13 protein-coding genes are annotated in these 16,151 nt (G+C 66.5%); 9 read left to right on the top strand and 4 right to left on the bottom strand.

From position 1 onward, the window contains the following. Positions 1-35: 35 nt before the first annotated feature. From A9179_RS02180 to rpmE, 4 genes are all read right to left on the bottom strand, one after another. Positions 36-1,304 (bottom strand): malic enzyme-like NAD(P)-binding protein, encoded by a 1,269-nt coding sequence (locus A9179_RS02180; protein ID WP_187804227.1) that lies wholly within the window; start codon positions 1,302-1,304, stop codon positions 36-38. 94 nt (positions 1,305-1,398) lie between these two features. Then, entirely contained in the window at positions 1,399-2,838 is a 1,440-nt protein-coding gene (locus A9179_RS02175; RefSeq protein ID WP_187804226.1) for a M48 family metalloprotease, read from the bottom strand. Then, positions 2,835-3,632 (bottom strand): thermonuclease family protein, encoded by a 798-nt coding sequence (locus A9179_RS02170; RefSeq protein WP_187804225.1) that lies wholly within the window; start codon positions 3,630-3,632, stop codon positions 2,835-2,837. Before A9179_RS02170 ends, A9179_RS02175 begins: the two co-directional genes overlap by 4 nt. Positions 3,633-3,658: 26 nt before the next feature. Beyond that, on the bottom strand, positions 3,659-3,874 hold the full coding sequence (rpmE, locus tag A9179_RS02165; protein ID WP_187804224.1) for a 50S ribosomal protein L31: 216 nt from the start codon (positions 3,872-3,874) through the stop codon (positions 3,659-3,661). Between the two features lie 160 nt (positions 3,875-4,034). Between rpmE and A9179_RS02160 the strand changes: the two genes are divergently transcribed. The 9 genes from A9179_RS02160 (at position 4,035) to phaC (A9179_RS02120) (ending at position 16,104) form a co-directional block, all read left to right on the top strand. After that, entirely contained in the window at positions 4,035-6,254 is a 2,220-nt protein-coding gene (locus tag A9179_RS02160) for a primosomal protein N' (RefSeq protein WP_187804223.1), read from the top strand. A 149-nt stretch (positions 6,255-6,403) separates the two neighbouring features. After that, the gene (gene argS, locus A9179_RS02155) at positions 6,404-8,143 is read left to right on the top strand and encodes an arginine--tRNA ligase (protein WP_187804222.1); all 1,740 of its coding nucleotides are present in this window, start codon (positions 6,404-6,406) and stop codon (positions 8,141-8,143) included. Continuing rightward, positions 8,144-8,842 (top strand): SPOR domain-containing protein, encoded by a 699-nt coding sequence (locus A9179_RS02150; protein WP_187804221.1) that lies wholly within the window; start codon positions 8,144-8,146, stop codon positions 8,840-8,842. Between the two features lie 96 nt (positions 8,843-8,938). Then, on the top strand, positions 8,939-9,469 hold the full coding sequence (hslV, locus tag A9179_RS02145) for an ATP-dependent protease subunit HslV (protein WP_187804220.1): 531 nt from the start codon (positions 8,939-8,941) through the stop codon (positions 9,467-9,469). A 27-nt stretch (positions 9,470-9,496) separates the two neighbouring features. Continuing rightward, positions 9,497-10,837 (top strand): ATP-dependent protease ATPase subunit HslU, encoded by a 1,341-nt coding sequence (hslU, locus tag A9179_RS02140; protein ID WP_187804219.1) that lies wholly within the window; start codon positions 9,497-9,499, stop codon positions 10,835-10,837. Positions 10,838-10,891: 54 nt separating this feature from the next. Beyond that, on the top strand, positions 10,892-11,263 hold the full coding sequence (locus tag A9179_RS02135; protein ID WP_187804218.1) for a gamma-butyrobetaine hydroxylase family protein: 372 nt from the start codon (positions 10,892-10,894) through the stop codon (positions 11,261-11,263). Positions 11,264-11,540: 277 nt separating this feature from the next. Beyond that, positions 11,541-13,220: a class II poly(R)-hydroxyalkanoic acid synthase gene (gene phaC, locus A9179_RS02130; RefSeq protein WP_187804217.1), complete on the top strand. Its 1,680-nt coding sequence runs from the start codon at positions 11,541-11,543 to the stop codon at positions 13,218-13,220. Positions 13,221-13,407: 187 nt separating this feature from the next. Next, entirely contained in the window at positions 13,408-14,265 is an 858-nt protein-coding gene (gene phaZ / locus A9179_RS02125; protein WP_187804216.1) for a poly(3-hydroxyalkanoate) depolymerase, read from the top strand. A gap of 156 nt (positions 14,266-14,421) precedes the next feature. Then, positions 14,422-16,104 (top strand): class II poly(R)-hydroxyalkanoic acid synthase, encoded by a 1,683-nt coding sequence (gene phaC / locus A9179_RS02120; RefSeq protein WP_187804215.1) that lies wholly within the window; start codon positions 14,422-14,424, stop codon positions 16,102-16,104. Positions 16,105-16,151: the final 47 nt, after the last annotated feature.

The raw sequence follows: 16,151 nt of genomic DNA, 5'->3' as shown, positions 1-16,151 counted from the left end.
CCCGCATCAGCGGGGCTTTTTTATGCTCGGCTTACTCAGCCGTTGAACACATCGTCCACCGACTTGAGCGGGTAGTGCTTGGGATACGGCAGGGTCGCCACACCACTTTCGATCGCGGCCTTGGCCACGGCATCGGCTACCACGGTGATCAGACGACCATCCAGCGGTTTCGGGATGATGTACTCGCGGCCGAAGCTCAGCGAGATGCCGCCGTAGGCGTCGCAGACATCCTGCGGCACCGGCAGCTTGGCCAGGTCGCGCAGAGCCAGAGCCGCGGCGATCTTCATTTCTTCGTTGATACGGGTGGCACGTACGTCCAGAGCACCGCGGAAGATGAAGGGGAAGCCCAGCACGTTGTTGACCTGGTTCGGGTAGTCCGAACGGCCGGTGGCCATGATCACGTCGGAACGTACGGCATGGGCCAGCTCCGGCTTGATTTCCGGATCCGGATTGGAGCAGGCGAACACGATCGGGTCGGCTGCCATGCGCTGCAGGTCTTCCTGGCTCAGCAGGTTGGCACCGGACAGGCCGACGAACACATCGGCGCCGTCGAGGGCGTCGGACAGGCTGCGCTTGTCGGTCTGGTGGGCGAACACCGCCTTGTACTGGTTGAGGTCGTCGCGGCCGGCGTGGATTACGCCCTTGCGGTCGAGCATGAAGATGTTCTCGACCTTGGCGCCCATGCTGACCAGCAGCTTCATGCAGGAGATGGCGGCAGCACCGGCACCCAGGCAGACGATCTTGGCCTGCTCCAGGGTCTTGCCGGCGATTTCCAGGGCGTTGAGCATGCCGGCGGCGGTGACGATGGCGGTGCCATGCTGGTCATCGTGGAATACCGGAATGTCGCACTGCTCGATCAGGGCGCGCTCGATCTCGAAGCACTCCGGCGCCTTGATGTCTTCGAGGTTGATGCCGCCGAAGGTGATGGAGATGCGCTTGACCGTGTCGATGAAGGCCTGCGGGCTTTCCGAATCGACTTCGATGTCGAACACGTCGACACCGGCGAAACGCTTGAACAGTACGCCCTTGCCTTCCATCACCGGCTTGGAGGCCAGCGGGCCGAGGTTACCCAGGCCGAGAATCGCGGTGCCGTCGGAAATCACTGCCACCAGGTTGCCCTTGCCGGTGTAGCGGTAGGCCAGCTCGGCGTCGCGGGCAATTTCCCGCACCGGCTCGGCCACGCCCGGGCTGTAGGCCAGGGACAGGTCGCGTGCAGTGGCAGTGGGCTTGGTCAGTTCGACGCTCAGTTTTCCCGGACGGGGCTGGGCGTGGTACTCGAGAGCGGCAGTTTTCAAATCAGACATGTTGGCTATTTCCGCTTTTGCTGTGAAACGCAGGCGAGCGAGCATACGCAAGATGACACCGCCCCACAAGCCGGCCGGCGGGGGCTGCGACGCCCTAGCGCACCACCTTCAGCTGATCGCCGGGCTGCGGCTGGGCATCCGGATAGAGACCGTTGAGCAGGCGCAGACGCAGTAGTGGCTGATCCTCGTCGGCCATGTCCCGGGCCAGGGCATCGAGGCTCTGCCCGGCCTGGTACCGCACCAGGTGCAGGCGTCGCGGCTCGCCCAGCTGGCGCTCACCGCTCTGCAACGGGCGGAAGCTGCGGATCACCGCCATGAAGTGGTCGTCCTGGCTCTCCAGCGAGGCATGCCCCTTGACCGCGGCGACGAACAGGAATGCCTGCTTGCCGCGCACGATGGCAGCCACGCGCTTGGCCGCCTGCCCTGGCACCACCGCGCTGGCGACGTCCAGACCGGCCTGCTGGAAGCTGTCCTGCTGCACCAGCTGCTGGCGGCCGGCGCGCTGCTGCAGGTACTGCGTCGCATCCTGGTTCTGGCGCAGCGGCTCCAGGCTCATGACCACGAAGGCCTGCTGATCGGCGCTGTGCACGATCAGCGCATCCGGGCGATTGATCAGCGCCCAGCCCGCGGGAATCGCCAGGCTGAAATCCAGGCCGACATGATAGAAGCGCTGGCCGCGGCGCACCCCGGCATCGGCCGAGTCGCCAAACGGCAGACCCTCGAGGCGGCGCAGGTAGCTGTCGCGGCCGACCTCGCCCCGCCCGGTGGCCAGCGGCCCGGCGGCGGCCACCACCTGGCGCAGGCGCGTGTCGTTGTCCGGGTGGGTGTCGAACAGACCGTGGTAGCCGCTTGGCGGCACCTCCTGGCCCTTGGCTGCGGCCTGATCGCGGGCGAAGTCCTCCTGACTCCTGAGTACCTTGACCACTTCGATCATCGCCTGCGGGTCGTAGCCGCTACGGGCCAAATACTGGGCACCGAGCCCGTCGGCCTCGAGTTCCATGTCACGGCCGTAACCGCGCACGAAGGCGCCGCCCAGGGCATTGGTCAGGTCACCGGCGGCGCCGACGCCGGAGCCAATCGCCACCGCCTGGCCGAGGATGTTCCAGGCCGTCGACTGGCTCTGCTGGCGCACGCTGTGGCGCGCCGTGACATGCCCGACCTCGTGGCCCAGCACCGCCGCCAGCTCGGCCTCGGAGCTCAGGTAGGCCATCAGTCCACGATGGATGTAGATATGCCCGCCGGGCACGGCGAAGGCGTTGATTTCCGGCGAGTCGATGACGGTGAAGCTGTAGGCCAGGTTGCTGCGGTGGGAATGCCGCGCCACCCGCTCGCCGACCTGCTGCACGTAGGCCTGCAGCTGCTCGTCGGGGTAGCGCGGATACTGCTGCAGCACTTCCTGGCTGTAGCGCTGGCCCAGCTCGATTTCCTGCTGCTCGCTCATCATCACGAAATCGGTGCGCCCGGTGGCCGGGTTGACCGCACAACCACCCAGTTGCAGCAGCAACAGCAGTACCAGCGCAACACGAAGCTTCATGGCAGCACCTCGAGCATCGCCGCATGGGTGAGCGACAGCATCCAGCGGGCCTGATCCGCTTTTACGCCGCCCTGCCGCGCCCGGTCAACCACCCAGCCGCGCGCCTCGACCTGGCGCCCGGCCAGGCGCTGCAGGGCCGCAGCATCGAACTGCGCCAGGCGCTGCGGCTCGACGCGCAGCACCAGCGAGCCAGCCATTTCCAGCCACAGCCCGCCGCGATTGCGCTGCACCCGCTCGATGCGCCCGCGGATCAGGGCAAAGCCGCCCTGCTGGATATCGCCCGGCGCCTGCACCTGCGCGTGCCGCCACAAGCCCAGGCGAGCAGAGCGCGCCTGGCGCTCCGCGGCGCGCTGGCAGTCGACCAGCGCATCCGCCTCGAAGGCCACCTGATAGCCCAACCCCTCACCCAGCAACTGTGCTTCCAGGTTGCGCCCGCGGGCATCGTAGGCATGGGCCAGGCTGCGCCCGTAGTGGTCGCGGGCACGCCGCCCGGCCTGCAGGACAACCTGACCGTCATTCGCCGTCACCAGCGCCTGCAGACGCTGACGCGCCGCTTCGGCGAAAGGCTCGGCCGAGCGCCCGTGATGAGCCAGCTCCGGCGCATTGATCCCGATCAGGCGCACGCTGCGGCCGTCGCTCAGGCGCAACGTATCGCCGTCGACCACCCGCTCGACCTTGAGCGGCGCCAGCGCAGCAGGCAGGGGGCAGGCCGCCCACAGCGGTGCCAGCCAGACGACAGAAACGAAAAAGGCGCCCACTCGGGACGCCTTTTTCAACAACGCGGAACAACCCATGAGGCCTTCCGTGACAGCTCGGACGCTTACTTGTTGGCGCCGAACATGCCGAAACGCTGCTTGAAGCGATCAACACGGCCGCCGGTATCCAGCATTTTCTGCTTGCCGGTGTAGAACGGGTGGCACTCGGAGCACACGTCCAGGTTCATCGGCTTGCACAGGGTGGAACGGGTTTTGATCACGTTGCCACAGCTGCAGGTTGCAACCATTTCTTCGTATTGCGGGTGGATATCGGCTTTCATCGCATTTTCCTCGGTTGGTGTGCCGCCACCTGGCTGGTTGCCGGGTACCGCACGGAAATAGGCCGCGGATCATACCAGAGCACGGCATTCACGCAAGCCGCCCGCCACTCAGGGCGACGCACGGCCGTGGTAGCATCGCCGCCTCACCCTGGAGTAACCCGTGCCCGACGCCATTCTGCGCCTCGCCCTGCCCTCGCCGCTGCGCCGCCTGTTCGACTACCGCGCACCTGCCGGCGTACCGCGCAGCGTCCTGCAACCCGGCGCACGGCTGCGCGTGCCCTTCGGCCGGCGCGAGGTGATCGGCATCCTGATCGAGGTCAGCGAGCACAGCGAAGTACCGGCCGACAAGCTCAAGCCGGCCCTGGCCCTGCTCGACCGTCACTCGCCACTGCCACCGGCACTATTCAAGCTGTGCCTGTGGACGGCCCAGTACTACCAGCACAGCCTCGGCGACACCCTCAGCTGGGCCCTGCCGGTGCTGCTGCGCCAGGGCGAACCGGCCGAGGCGCGCCAGGAGCGCTTCTGGCACGCCAGCGCCGACGCCCACCTCGACGACCCGCGCCTGGCCCGCGCGCCGCGCCAGCGCGAGGCCCTGCGCACCCTGGCGCAGCACCCGCACGGCGTGGCCCACGGCCTGCTGAGCAAGCTGCAGCTGAACAAGGACAGCCTCGACCTGCTGCTGGAGAAAGGCCTGGTGCAGGTCGAGGTGCGCCGTAGCGCGCCGCTGGTGCGCCATGGCGGCTGGCTGGCGCAACCGGAGCTTCCCCTCAATGCCGAGCAGCGCGCCGCCTTCACCGCCATCCAGTCGGGCATGGCCAGCTTCGGCGCCTTCCTTCTATATGGCGTCACCGGCAGCGGCAAGACCGAGGTCTACCTGCAGCTGATCCGCCACTGCCTGGAAGCCGGCAAGCAGGCCCTGGTACTGATCCCCGAGATCAACCTCGGCCCGCAGACGGTCGACCGCTTCGCCCGCCGCTTCAACGCGCGCATCGCCCTGCTGCATTCCGGAGTCAACGACCGCGAACGCCTGGACGCCTGGCTGGCCGCCCGCGACGGCGAGGCCGACATCATCATCGGCACCCGTTCGGCGCTGTTCACCCCGCTGAAGAACCCGGGACTGATCATCATCGACGAGGAGCACGACGCCTCCTACAAGCAGCAGGAAGGCCTGCGCTACCACGCCCGCGACCTGGCCCTGGTACGCGCGCGCCAGGAAAACCTGCCGATCGTGCTCGGCTCGGCCACGCCGTCGCTGGAAAGCCTGCACAACGCCCACGCCGGGCGCTACGCCCTGCTCAAGCTCAGCCAGCGCGCCGGCGGCGCCCAGGCACCGCGCTTCCTGCGCCTGGACGTGAAGAGCCTGCCGCTCGACTCGGGCATCTCCGGCCCGCTGCAGCAGGCCATCGGCCAGACCCTGGCGGCCGGCCAGCAGGTGCTGGTGTTCCTCAACCGCCGCGGCTTTGCCCCCACCCTGCTGTGCCACGACTGCGGCTGGATCAGCCAGTGCCCGCGCTGCGACGCGCGCATGACCCTGCACCAGCGCTCCGGCGAACTGCGCTGCCACCACTGCGGGCATGCCGAGCGCCCGCCGCGGCAGTGCCCGGACTGCGCCAAGGTCGACCTGCGCCCGGTCGGCGCCGGCACCGAGCGCGCCGAAGAGCGCCTGAACATCCTCTTCCCCAACTTCCCGGTGCTGCGCATCGACCGCGACAGCACGGCGCGCAAGGGCGCCATGGACAAGCTGTTCAGCACCATCACCCGCGGCGAGCCGTGCATCCTGGTCGGCACCCAGATGCTGGCCAAGGGGCACCACTTTCCGCGCGTCACCCTGGTGGCGATCCTCGATGCCGACGGCGGCCTGTACTCCGCGGATTTCCGCGCCAGCGAACGCATGGCCCAGCTGATCGTGCAGGTCGCCGGGCGCGCCGGACGCGCCGAGGAGCCGGGCAAGGTAATCATCCAGAGCCATCTGGCCGACCATCCGCTGCTGGTGCAGCTCACCGACCAGGGCTACCCGGCCTTCGCCGAGCAGGCCCTGAGCGAGCGCCGCGGCGCCGGCCTGCCGCCCTTCGCCCACCTCGCCCTGCTGCGCGCCGAGGCGCACAAGCCGGGGCAGGCCGAGGCCTTCCTCGACGACGCCTGCGACTATGCCGAACAGCTGCAGGCCGAGCTGGGCCTGCCGGCCATCGAGCTGCTCGGCCCGGTGCCGGCGCCGATGGAGCGTCGCGCCGGCCGCCATCGCGCCCAGCTCCTGCTGCAGTGCGCCAGCCGCGCGCCACTGCACAAGCTGCTGGCCGCCTGGCTGCCAATCCTCGAAGCCATGCCGGGCGGGCGCGCGGTGCGCTGGTCGCTGGATGTCGACCCGATCGATCTGTTCTGAGCCCACGCCCGGATTGGCGTGGCCCCAAGGCATTTCACCGCCCCATTCGCGCCCCCGCTGCGCACCGCATAGCCTGCACACTCGCCTGTAACGAATGCCTGCCTCTATAATGCGCAGTTTTCGACCAGCCGCGGCCGACCGAGCAGACCATGAAAGACACGATTCGCCACCTGATCCAGCAAGCCCTGACCCGTCTCGTCGCCGAGGGCGTGCTGCCCGACGGCCTGAGCCCGGCCATCCAGGTGGAGAACACCAAGGACAAGAGCAACGGCGACTTCGCCAGCAACATCGCCCTGATGCTGGCCAAGCCGGCCGCCATGAAGCCGCGCGAGCTGGCCGAGAAGCTGGTCGCCGCCCTGCCCGCCGATGCCGGCGTGAGCAAGGTGGAGATCGCCGGCCCCGGCTTCCTCAACTTCTTCCAGAACAGCACCGCCCTGGCCCAGCGCCTGGAAGCGGCCCTGGCCGACGCCAAGCTCGGCGTGCGCAAGGCCGGCCCGGCCCAGCGCGTGGTGGTCGACCTGTCGGCCCCCAACCTGGCCAAGGAAATGCACGTCGGCCACCTGCGCTCGACCATCATCGGTGACGGCGTGGCGCGTGTACTGGAGCTCCTCGGCGACAGTGTGATCCGCCAGAACCACGTCGGCGACTGGGGCACCCAGTTCGGCATGCTGCTGGCCTATATGCAGGAAAACCCGGCCGCCGCCGAGAGCGAGCTGGCCGACCTGGAAGGCTTCTACCGCGCGGCGAAGAAGCGCTTCGACGACTCCGCCGAGTTCGCCGACCGTGCCCGCGAACTGGTGGTCAAGCTGCAAGCTGGCGACGCCGAGTGCCTGCGCCTGTGGCACCGCTTCAACGACATTTCCCTGAGCCACTGCCAGGCCCTGTACGACCGTCTCGGCGTCAAACTGTCGATGGCCGACGTCAAGGGCGAAAGTGCCTACAACGACGACCTGCCCAACGTCATCGCCGACCTGCAGGCCAAGGGCCTGCTGACCGAGGACAACGGCGCCCAGTGCGTATTCATGGACGAGTTCAAGAATGCCGAGGGCAACCCGCTGCCGCTGATCGTGCAGAAGGCCGGCGGCGGCTACCTGTACGCCACCACCGACCTGGCCGCCACCCGCTACCGCGCCAATGTCCTGAAGGCCGACCGCGCCCTGTACTTCGTCGACCAGCGCCAGGCCCTGCACTTCCAGATGGTGTTCGCCGCCGCGCGCCTGGCCGGTTTCGTGCCCGCCAGCTTCGAGATGGAACACATGGGCTTCGGCACCATGAACGGCCCGGACGGCCGCCCGTTCAAGACCCGCGACGGCGGCACGGTGAAGCTGGTCGAACTGCTCGACGAAGCCGAGCAGCGCGCCTACGCCCTGGTCAAGGACAAGAACCCCGAGCTGGGCGAGGACGAGCTGCGCCAGATCGCCCGCGTGGTCGGCATCGCCTCGGTGAAGTACGCCGACCTGTCCAAGCACCGCACCAGCGACTACAGCTTCAACTTCGAGCTGATGCTCAGCTTCGAGGGCAATACCGCGCCCTACCTGCTGTACGCCTACACCCGCGTGGCCAGCATCTTCCGCAAGCTGGGCAAGAGCGTCGACCAGATCGGCGGGCAGATCAGCCTGGTCGCCGAGCAGGAGCAGGCCCTGGGCGGCAAGCTGGCGCAGTTCGGCGAGCTGCTCAACAACGTCGCCGACAAGGGCACCCCGCACCTGCTGTGCGCCTACCTGTACGACCTGGCCGGGCTGTTCTCCAGCTTCTACGAGAACTGCCCGATCCTCGCCACTGAGGACGAGGCCGTGCGCAACAGCCGCCTGCGCCTGGCCGCGCTGACCGGCCGCACCCTCAAGCAGGGTCTGGAGCTGCTCGGCCTGGACACCCTGGAGCGCATGTAAGTGGCGGCAACGAAGAAGAAGCCGGCCCCCAAACGTGGCGCCAGCCGCTACCAGGCGCCGGCGAAGAAACCGGTGCCGGGCTGGGTATGGCTGGCCTGCGGCCTGGTGATCGGCGGCTTCATGATGTTCCTGTTCAGCCTCGAACCGGGGCGCAACGGCATCCAGCGTGCCAAGCCGGAAGAGGCCCAGCACCAGGGCGGCAAGCCGAGCGAGACCAAGTCGCCGCAAAAAACCGTGGCCGAGCCGGTCAAGCCGAAGTACGACTTCTACACCCTGCTGCCGGAGTCCGAGGTCATAGTGCCACCGGACGCCCTGCCGCCGGCCGATGCGCCGAAGCCGGAAGAGCAGAAGCCGGTGACCCCGGAGGAAGCGGCAAAGATCGACGCCGCCCGCGCCGAGGCCCTGCTCAATGGCCAGACCCCGCCTCCGGTGCCGGTAGTGGCCAAGGCACCGGTGAGCAACCAGTTCTTCCTCCAGGCCGGCTCGTTCCGCAAGCGCGAGGACGCCGACAAGGTGCGCGCCCAGCTGATCCTGCTCGGCCAGAACGTGCAGGTGGAGTCGGGCAAGGTACGTGAGGAAACCTGGTTCCGCGTGCTGGTCGGCCCCTACGCCAGCCGCGAGGAACTGGCTGCGGCGCAGAAGCAGCTGGCTGCCAGCGGCTACAGCAATCTGTTGTTACAGCAGCGCCAATCCCGCTGATCCGCGATTTGTGCCCGCCCGGTTGAAAAGCCGGGCGGGCCACCCCACCTAAGTCTTCATCCGGGCACTTCGCCCCGCTGTGTGGAGACTCTCCCCTTGACCACCATCGTTTCAGTGCGCCGCAACGGCAAAGTCGTCATGGGCGGCGACGGCCAGGTATCGCTCGGCAATACCGTGATGAAAGGCAACGCCAAGAAAGTACGGCGCCTGTACCACGGCCAGGTGCTGGCCGGCTTCGCCGGGGCCACCGCCGACGCCTTCACCCTGTTCGAACGCTTCGAAGGCCAGCTGGAGAAACACCAGGGCCACCTGGTGCGCGCCGCCGTCGAACTGGCCAAGGACTGGCGCACCGACCGCTCGCTGAGCCGCCTGGAGGCCATGCTGGCAGTAGCCAACAAGGACGCCTCGCTGATCATCACCGGCAACGGCGATGTGGTCGAACCCGAGCATGGCCTGATCGCCATGGGCTCCGGCGGCGGTTTCGCCCAGGCCGCGGCCCTGGCCCTGCTGCAGAAGACCGATCTGAGCGCCCGTGAAATCACCGAGACCGCATTGAACATTGCCGGCTCCATCTGTGTCTTCACTAACCAGAACCTGACAATCGAGGAAGAAGACTGCGCTGAATAAGCGCGGCTTCCGTTGGAGCAAGCCTGCATGTCCATGACGCCCCGCGAGATCGTTTCCGAACTCAACCGCCACATCATCGGCCAGGACGACGCCAAGCGCGCCGTGGCCATCGCCCTGCGCAACCGCTGGCGGCGCATGCAGCTGCCGGCCGAGCTGCGCCAGGAAGTGACGCCGAAGAACATCCTGATGATCGGCCCCACTGGCGTCGGCAAGACCGAGATCGCCCGGCGTCTGGCCAAGCTGGCCAACGCCCCGTTCCTCAAGGTCGAAGCGACCAAGTTCACCGAGGTCGGCTATGTCGGCCGCGACGTCGAGTCGATCATCCGCGACCTCGCCGATGCGGCGATCAAGCTGCTGCGCGAGCAGGAAATGCACAAGGTGCAGGCCCGCGCCGAAGACGCCGCCGAGGAACGCATCCTCGACGCCCTGCTGCCGCCGGCACGGGTCGGCTTCAATGAAGATCCGGCGCCGAGCCAGGACTCCAACACCCGCCAGCTGTTCCGCAAGCGCCTGCGCGAAGGCCAGCTGGACGACAAGGAGATCGAGATCGAAGTAGCCGAGCAAGCGGCCGGCATCGAGATCATGACCCCGCCGGGCATGGAGGAGATGACCAACCAGCTGCAGAGCCTGTTCTCCAACCTGGGCAAGGGCAAGAAGAAGAGCCGCAAGCTCAAGGTCAAGGAAGCCCTCAAACTGGTACGCGACGAGGAAGCCGCGCGCCTGGTCAACGAGGAGGAACTCAAGGCCAAGGCCCTGGAAGCGGTGGAGCAGAATGGCATCGTGTTCATCGACGAGATCGACAAGGTCGCCAAGCGCGGCAATGTCGGCGGCGCCGACGTGTCCCGCGAAGGCGTGCAGCGCGACCTGCTGCCGCTGATCGAGGGCTGCACGGTCAACACCAAGCTGGGCATGGTCAAGACCGACCATATCCTGTTCATCGCCTCCGGCGCCTTCCACCTGAGCAAGCCGAGCGACCTGGTGCCCGAGCTGCAGGGCCGCCTGCCGATCCGCGTCGAACTCAAGGCCCTGTCGCCGCAGGACTTCGAGCGCATCCTCACCGAGCCGCACGCGGCACTGACCGAGCAGTACACCGAGCTGCTGAAGACCGAGGGCCTGCACATCGAGTTCGCCGCCGACGGCATCCAGCGCATCGCCGAGATCGCCTGGCAGGTCAACGAGAAGACCGAGAACATCGGCGCCCGGCGCCTGCACACCCTGCTCGAGCGCCTGCTCGAGGAAGTCTCGTTCAGCGCCGGCGACCTGGCCGGCCAGCAGAACGGCACGCCGATCCGCATCGACGCCGCCTACGTCAACGGCCACCTCGGCGAGCTGGCGCAGAACGAAGACCTGTCGCGCTATATCCTCTGATGGCAGCGGGTGGATAATGCCCGGCATTGTCCACCCGTCTCCCAGGTTCCCTCCATGCGCATGCCCACCGCGATCAAACTGCACAAGGCCTCCAAGACCCTGGAGCTGCGCTATGGCGAGCAGAGCTACAACCTCAGCGCCGAGTTCCTGCGCGTGCATTCGCCCTCGGCGGAAGTCCAGGGCCACGGCAAACCCATACTGCAAACCGGCAAGCTCGGCGTCGGCCTGAGCAGCCTGGAGCCGGCCGGCAACTACGCACTGAAACTGTGCTTCGACGACGGCCATGACAGCGGATTGTTCACCTGGGACTATCTCTATCAGCTCGCCATCCGCCACGACGAGTTGTGGCAGGACTACCTCGGCGAACTGGCCGCCGCCGGCAAATCCCGCGACCCGAACGAATCGGTCGTGCGCCTGCTGCTCTAGCACGCCCCTCGCGCAATATTCCCTTCACGCTTAGGGCGCACTTTCTAATTGCCCTAGGCATACTCCCGCGCGCCTCGCTATCAGCCTTAGCGAACTTGCGCAAAAACGGAAACTCGGGTAACCAAGGAACTGGCAGGTTCCATGCATTTGCCTACTGCAGATGCGAAGAAAGCGCGGAGATCGTTCCGCACCCGGTAACCCGAGCAGTACCAGCCCCTAGCCCTGTGTCAGCACACAGTCATGCCGGTATTCGTCTCAGGACAATGGAGCGTCGTAGATGAGTCAAAAGAACAACGAAGACCTGCACCGCCAAGCTTCGGAAAACACCCTGGGCCTGAACCCGGTGATCGGTATACGCGGTAAAGACCTGCTTACCTCTGCCCGCATGGTGATGCTGCAAGCCATCAAGCAACCCTTTCACAGCGCCAAGCACGTCAGCCACTTCGCCTTCGAACTGAAGAACGTGCTGCTCGGCCAATCCGAACTGCTGCCGGAAGAAGGCGACCGCCGCTTCGCCGACCCGGCCTGGAGTCAAAACCCGCTGTACCGCCGCTATCTGCAGACCTACCTGGCCTGGCGCAAGGAACTGCACGACTGGATCGAGGACAGCAAGCTCTCCGAGCAGGACACCAGCCGCGGCCATTTCGTCATCAACCTGATGACCGAAGCCATGGCGCCGACCAACACCATGGCCAACCCGGCGGCGGTCAAACGCTTCTTCGAAACCGGCGGCAAAAGCCTGCTCGACGGTCTCGCCCATCTGGCCAAGGACATCGTGCACAACGGCGGCATGCCCAGTCAGGTCAACATGGACGCCTTCGAGGTCGGCAAGAACCTGGCCATCACCGATGGCGCCGTGGTGTTCCGCAACGACCTGCTGGAGCTGATCCAGTACAAGCCGATCACCGAGCAGGTGCAGGAGCGCCCGCTGCTGGTGGTACCGCCGCAGATCAACAAGTTCTATGTGTTCGACCTGTCGCCGGAGAAGAGCGTGGCGCGCTTCCTCCTGCGCAATGGCGTGCAGACCTTCGTGGTCAGCTGGCGCAACCCGACCAAGGCCCAGCGCGAGTGGGGCCTGTCGACCTACATCGAGGCGCTCAAGGAAGCCATCGACGTGGTTCTGTCGATCACCGGCAGCAAGGACGTCAACATGCTCGGCGCCTGCTCCGGCGGCCTGACCACCGCCTCCCTGGTCGGCCACTATGCCGCCCTCGGCGAGCAGAAGGTGCATGCCCTGACCCTGCTGGTCAGCGTGCTCGACACCAAGCTCGACACCCAGGTCGCCCTGTTCGCCGACGAGAAGACCCTGGAAGCCGCCAAGCGCCGCTCCTATCAGTCCGGCGTGCTGGAAGGCAGCGACATGGCCAAAGTCTTCGCCTGGATGCGCCCCAACGACCTGATCTGGAACTACTGGGTCAACAACTACCTGCTCGGCAACGAGCCGCCGGTGTTCGACATCCTCTACTGGAACAACGACACCACCCGCCTGCCGGCCGCCCTGCATGGCGAGTTCATCGAGATGTTCAAGACCAACCCGCTGACCCGCGCCGGCGCACTGGAAGTCTGCGGCACGCCGATCGACCTCAAGCAGGTCACCTGCGACCTCTTCTGCGTGGCCGGCACCACCGACCACATCACGCCGTGGGACTCCTGCTACAAGTCGGCCCACCTGTTCGGTGGCAAGTGCGAGTTCGTGCTGTCCAACAGCGGGCATATCCAGAGCATTCTCAACCCGCCGGGCAACCCCAAGGCGCGCTACATGACCAACACCGAGATGCCGCATGACCCTCGCGCCTGGCAGGCCAGCGCGACCAAGCATGCCGACTCCTGGTGGCTGCACTGGCAGACCTGGCTGGCCGAGCGTTCGGGCAAGCTGAAGAAGGCGCCGACCACCCTCGGCAACAAGAACTACCAGGCCGGCGAAGCCTCGCCCGGCACCTATGTGCACGAGCGCTGAAACCTTGCCCGACGCAACAACGACGCCTGTCTCGCTGCACCTTGCGCAGTACTGCCCGCGGCACCCGGAAGTGCCGCCCGCCACCCCGGCCCTTTGCGGCCCGGGTGGCGCCTGCCCACCCCGGTGGGTTACTGGAGAGCCGCGCTGGATAACGGCTCTCCACGGATCAGACCATAGGGCCTAGCGCATGCCGCAACCTTTTGCATTCCGCACCATCGAACTGGACGGCCAGACCATCCGTACGGCGGTTCGTCCCGGCAACAGCACACTCACACCGCTGCTGATCTTCAACGGCATCGGCGCCAACCTCGAACTGGTAATGCCCTTCGTCCAGGCCCTCGACCCGGAACTGGAGGTGATCGCCTTCGACGTGCCCGGCGTCGGCGGCTCCTCCACGCCGAGCACGCCGTACCGCTTCCCCGGCCTGGCCAAGCTGGCTGCACGCATGCTCGACTACCTGGACTACGGCCAGGTCAATGCCATCGGCGTGTCCTGGGGCGGCGCCCTGGCCCAGCAGTTCGCCCACGATTACCCGGAACGCTGCAAGAAGCTGGTGCTGGCCGCCACCTCGGCCGGCGCGGTGATGGTACCGGGCAAGCCCAAGGTGCTCTGGCGCATGGCCAGCCCGCGCCGCTATATCCAGCCATCCTACGGCGTGCATATCGCTCCGGACATCTACGGCGGCGCCTTCCGCCGTGACCCCAAGCTGGCCCTGGCACATGCCAGCAAGGTGCGTTCCGGCGGCAAGATGGGCTACTACTGGCAGCTGTTCGCCGGCCTCGGCTGGACCAGCATCCACTGGCTGCATCGGATCAAGCAGCCTACGCTGGTACTGGCCGGTGACGACGACCCACTGATTCCACTGGTCAACATGCGCCTGCTGGCCTGGCGCATCCCCAACTCGGAATTCCACATCATCGATGACGGCCACCTGTTCCTCGTGACGCGCGCCGAAGCCGTGGCGCCGATCATCATGAAGTTCCTCGAGGAAGAGCGGCATCGCGCGGTAATGCACCCGCAACCCGTGCCCATTCGCGGTCACTGATCGCACAACTGTAGTGCTGCGCCGGCAGGCTAGCCCCCACCAGGGCCCCTGCCGGAGTAAAAGGATTTTGAGCGCGGCAGTCTGGAATGCCTTCCGGCGCGCCTTGGTACAAGCCTTGCTGTCACATGTTGACGGTTTGACGACGGAGCCTGCCCCATGCGTGAAAAGACTGCACCGGGATCCCTGCCGGTACCCGCGAACTACATGAACGTGCAAAGCGCCATGGTCGGCCTGCGCGGTCGCGACATGGCCTCCACCCTGCGCGGCCTGGCCTTCCAGGGCCTGCGCCAGCCGGTGCACAGCGCGCGCCACCTGTTCGCCTTCGGCAAGCAGCTGGGGCGCGTCCTGCTTGGCGACACACCGCACAAGGTCAACCCGCAGGATGCCCGCTTCCACGATCCGTCCTGGCAGCTCAACCCCTTCTACCGGCGCAGCCTGCAGGCCTACCTGGCCTGGCAGCAGCAGCTCAAGGCGTGGATCGACGAGAGCGACCTGTCAGCCGACGACCGCACCCGCGCACACTTCCTGTTCGCCCTGCTCAACGACGCCCTGTCGCCCTCCAACACCCTGCTCAATCCGCTGGCGGTCAAGGAGCTGTTCAACAGCGGTGGCTCCAGCCTGATTCGCGGGATGCGCCATCTGTTCGACGACCTGCTGAACAACAGCGGCATGCCCAGCCAGGTCAACAAGCAGGCCTTCGAGGTCGGCCGCAACCTGGCCATCACTCCGGGCTCGGTGGTATTTCGCAACGAGATGTTCGAGCTGATCCACTACAAGCCGATGAGCGAAAAGCAGTACGAGCGCCCGCTGCTGGTGGTGCCACCGCAGATCAACAAGTTCTACATTTTCGACCTCAGCCCGGACAAGAGCTTCATCCAGTACTGCCTGAAGAACGGCCTGCAGGTATTCATGATCAGCTGGCGCAACCCGGATGCGCGGCATCGCGAATGGGGCCTGTCCAGCTACGTGCAGGCGGTGGAGGAAGCCACTGACCTGTGCCGCGCCATCAGCGGCAGCAAGGAGGTCAACCTGCTCGGTGCTTGCGCCGGCGGCCTGACCATCGCCGCCCTGCAAGGCCATCTGCAGGCCAAGCGCCAGCTGCGCAAGGTCGGTTGCGCCACCTACCTGGTCAGCCTGCTGGATGCCCAGGTGGAAAGCCCGGCCATGCTGTTCGCCGACGAGCAGACCCTGGAGTCGGCCAAGCGCCGCTCCTACCAGAGCGGCGTGCTGGATGGCCGCGACATGGCCCGGGTGTTCGCCTGGATGCGCCCCAACGACCTGGTGTGGAACTACTGGGTCAACAACTACCTGTTGGGCAAGGAACCACCGGCCTTCGACATCCTCTACTGGAACAACGACAACACCCGCCTGCCGGCGGCCCTGCATGGCGACCTGCTCGACCTGTTCAAGCACAACCCGCTGACCCGCAGCGGCGGCCTGGAAACCTGCGGCACACCGATCGACCTGAGCAAGGTCAACCTGGACAGCTTCAGCGTCGGCGGCATCAACGACCACATCACGCCCTGGGATGCGGTGTACCGCTCGACCCTGCTGCTCGGCGGCAACCGCCGCTTCGTGCTGTCCAACAGCGGCCACATCCAGAGCATCCTCAATCCGCCGGGCAACCCCAAGGCCACCTACCTGGAAAACGGCAAGCTCAGCAGCGATCCGCGCGCCTGGTTCTACGACGCCAAGAAGCAGGAAGGCAGCTGGTGGCCGCAGTGGCTGGAGTGGATCCAGGCGCGTTCCGGCGAACAGCACGAAACCGTGTTCAGCGTCGGTAGCAGCAAGTACCCGGCCATGGAGGCCGCTCCCGGCACCTACGTACACGTGCGCTGAGACGCATCGAAAGCACTGGCCGGGGACTCCCCCGGCCAGTTATCGTC

The sequence above is a fragment of the Pseudomonas alcaligenes genome, from assembly GCF_014490745.1.
GTDB lineage: Bacteria > Pseudomonadota > Gammaproteobacteria > Pseudomonadales > Pseudomonadaceae > Aquipseudomonas > Aquipseudomonas alcaligenes_C.
The sequence above is the reverse complement of the archived record's forward strand: the minus strand, read 5'-3'. Positions and strand labels throughout refer to the sequence as shown.

Bases quoted from the DNA above. Each gene is read 5' to 3' on its own strand.
- A9179_RS02180 (WP_187804227.1), bottom strand. From the start codon at position 1,304: ATGTCTGATTTGAAAACTGCCGCTCTCGAGTACCACGCCCAGCCCCGT.
- A9179_RS02175 (WP_187804226.1), bottom strand. From the start codon at position 2,838: ATGAAGCTTCGTGTTGCGCTGGTACTGCTGTTGCTGCTGCAACTGGGT.
- A9179_RS02170 (WP_187804225.1), bottom strand. From the start codon at position 3,632: ATGGGTTGTTCCGCGTTGTTGAAAAAGGCGTCCCGAGTGGGCGCCTTT.
- rpmE (WP_187804224.1), bottom strand. From the start codon at position 3,874: ATGAAAGCCGATATCCACCCGCAATACGAAGAAATGGTTGCAACCTGC.
- argS (WP_187804222.1), top strand. From the start codon at position 6,404: ATGAAAGACACGATTCGCCACCTGATCCAGCAAGCCCTGACCCGTCTC.
- hslU (WP_187804219.1), top strand. From the start codon at position 9,497: ATGTCCATGACGCCCCGCGAGATCGTTTCCGAACTCAACCGCCACATC.
- A9179_RS02135 (WP_187804218.1), top strand. From the start codon at position 10,892: ATGCGCATGCCCACCGCGATCAAACTGCACAAGGCCTCCAAGACCCTG.
- phaC (WP_187804217.1), top strand. From the start codon at position 11,541: ATGAGTCAAAAGAACAACGAAGACCTGCACCGCCAAGCTTCGGAAAAC.
- phaZ (WP_187804216.1), top strand. From the start codon at position 13,408: ATGCCGCAACCTTTTGCATTCCGCACCATCGAACTGGACGGCCAGACC.
- phaC (WP_187804215.1), top strand. From the start codon at position 14,422: ATGCGTGAAAAGACTGCACCGGGATCCCTGCCGGTACCCGCGAACTAC.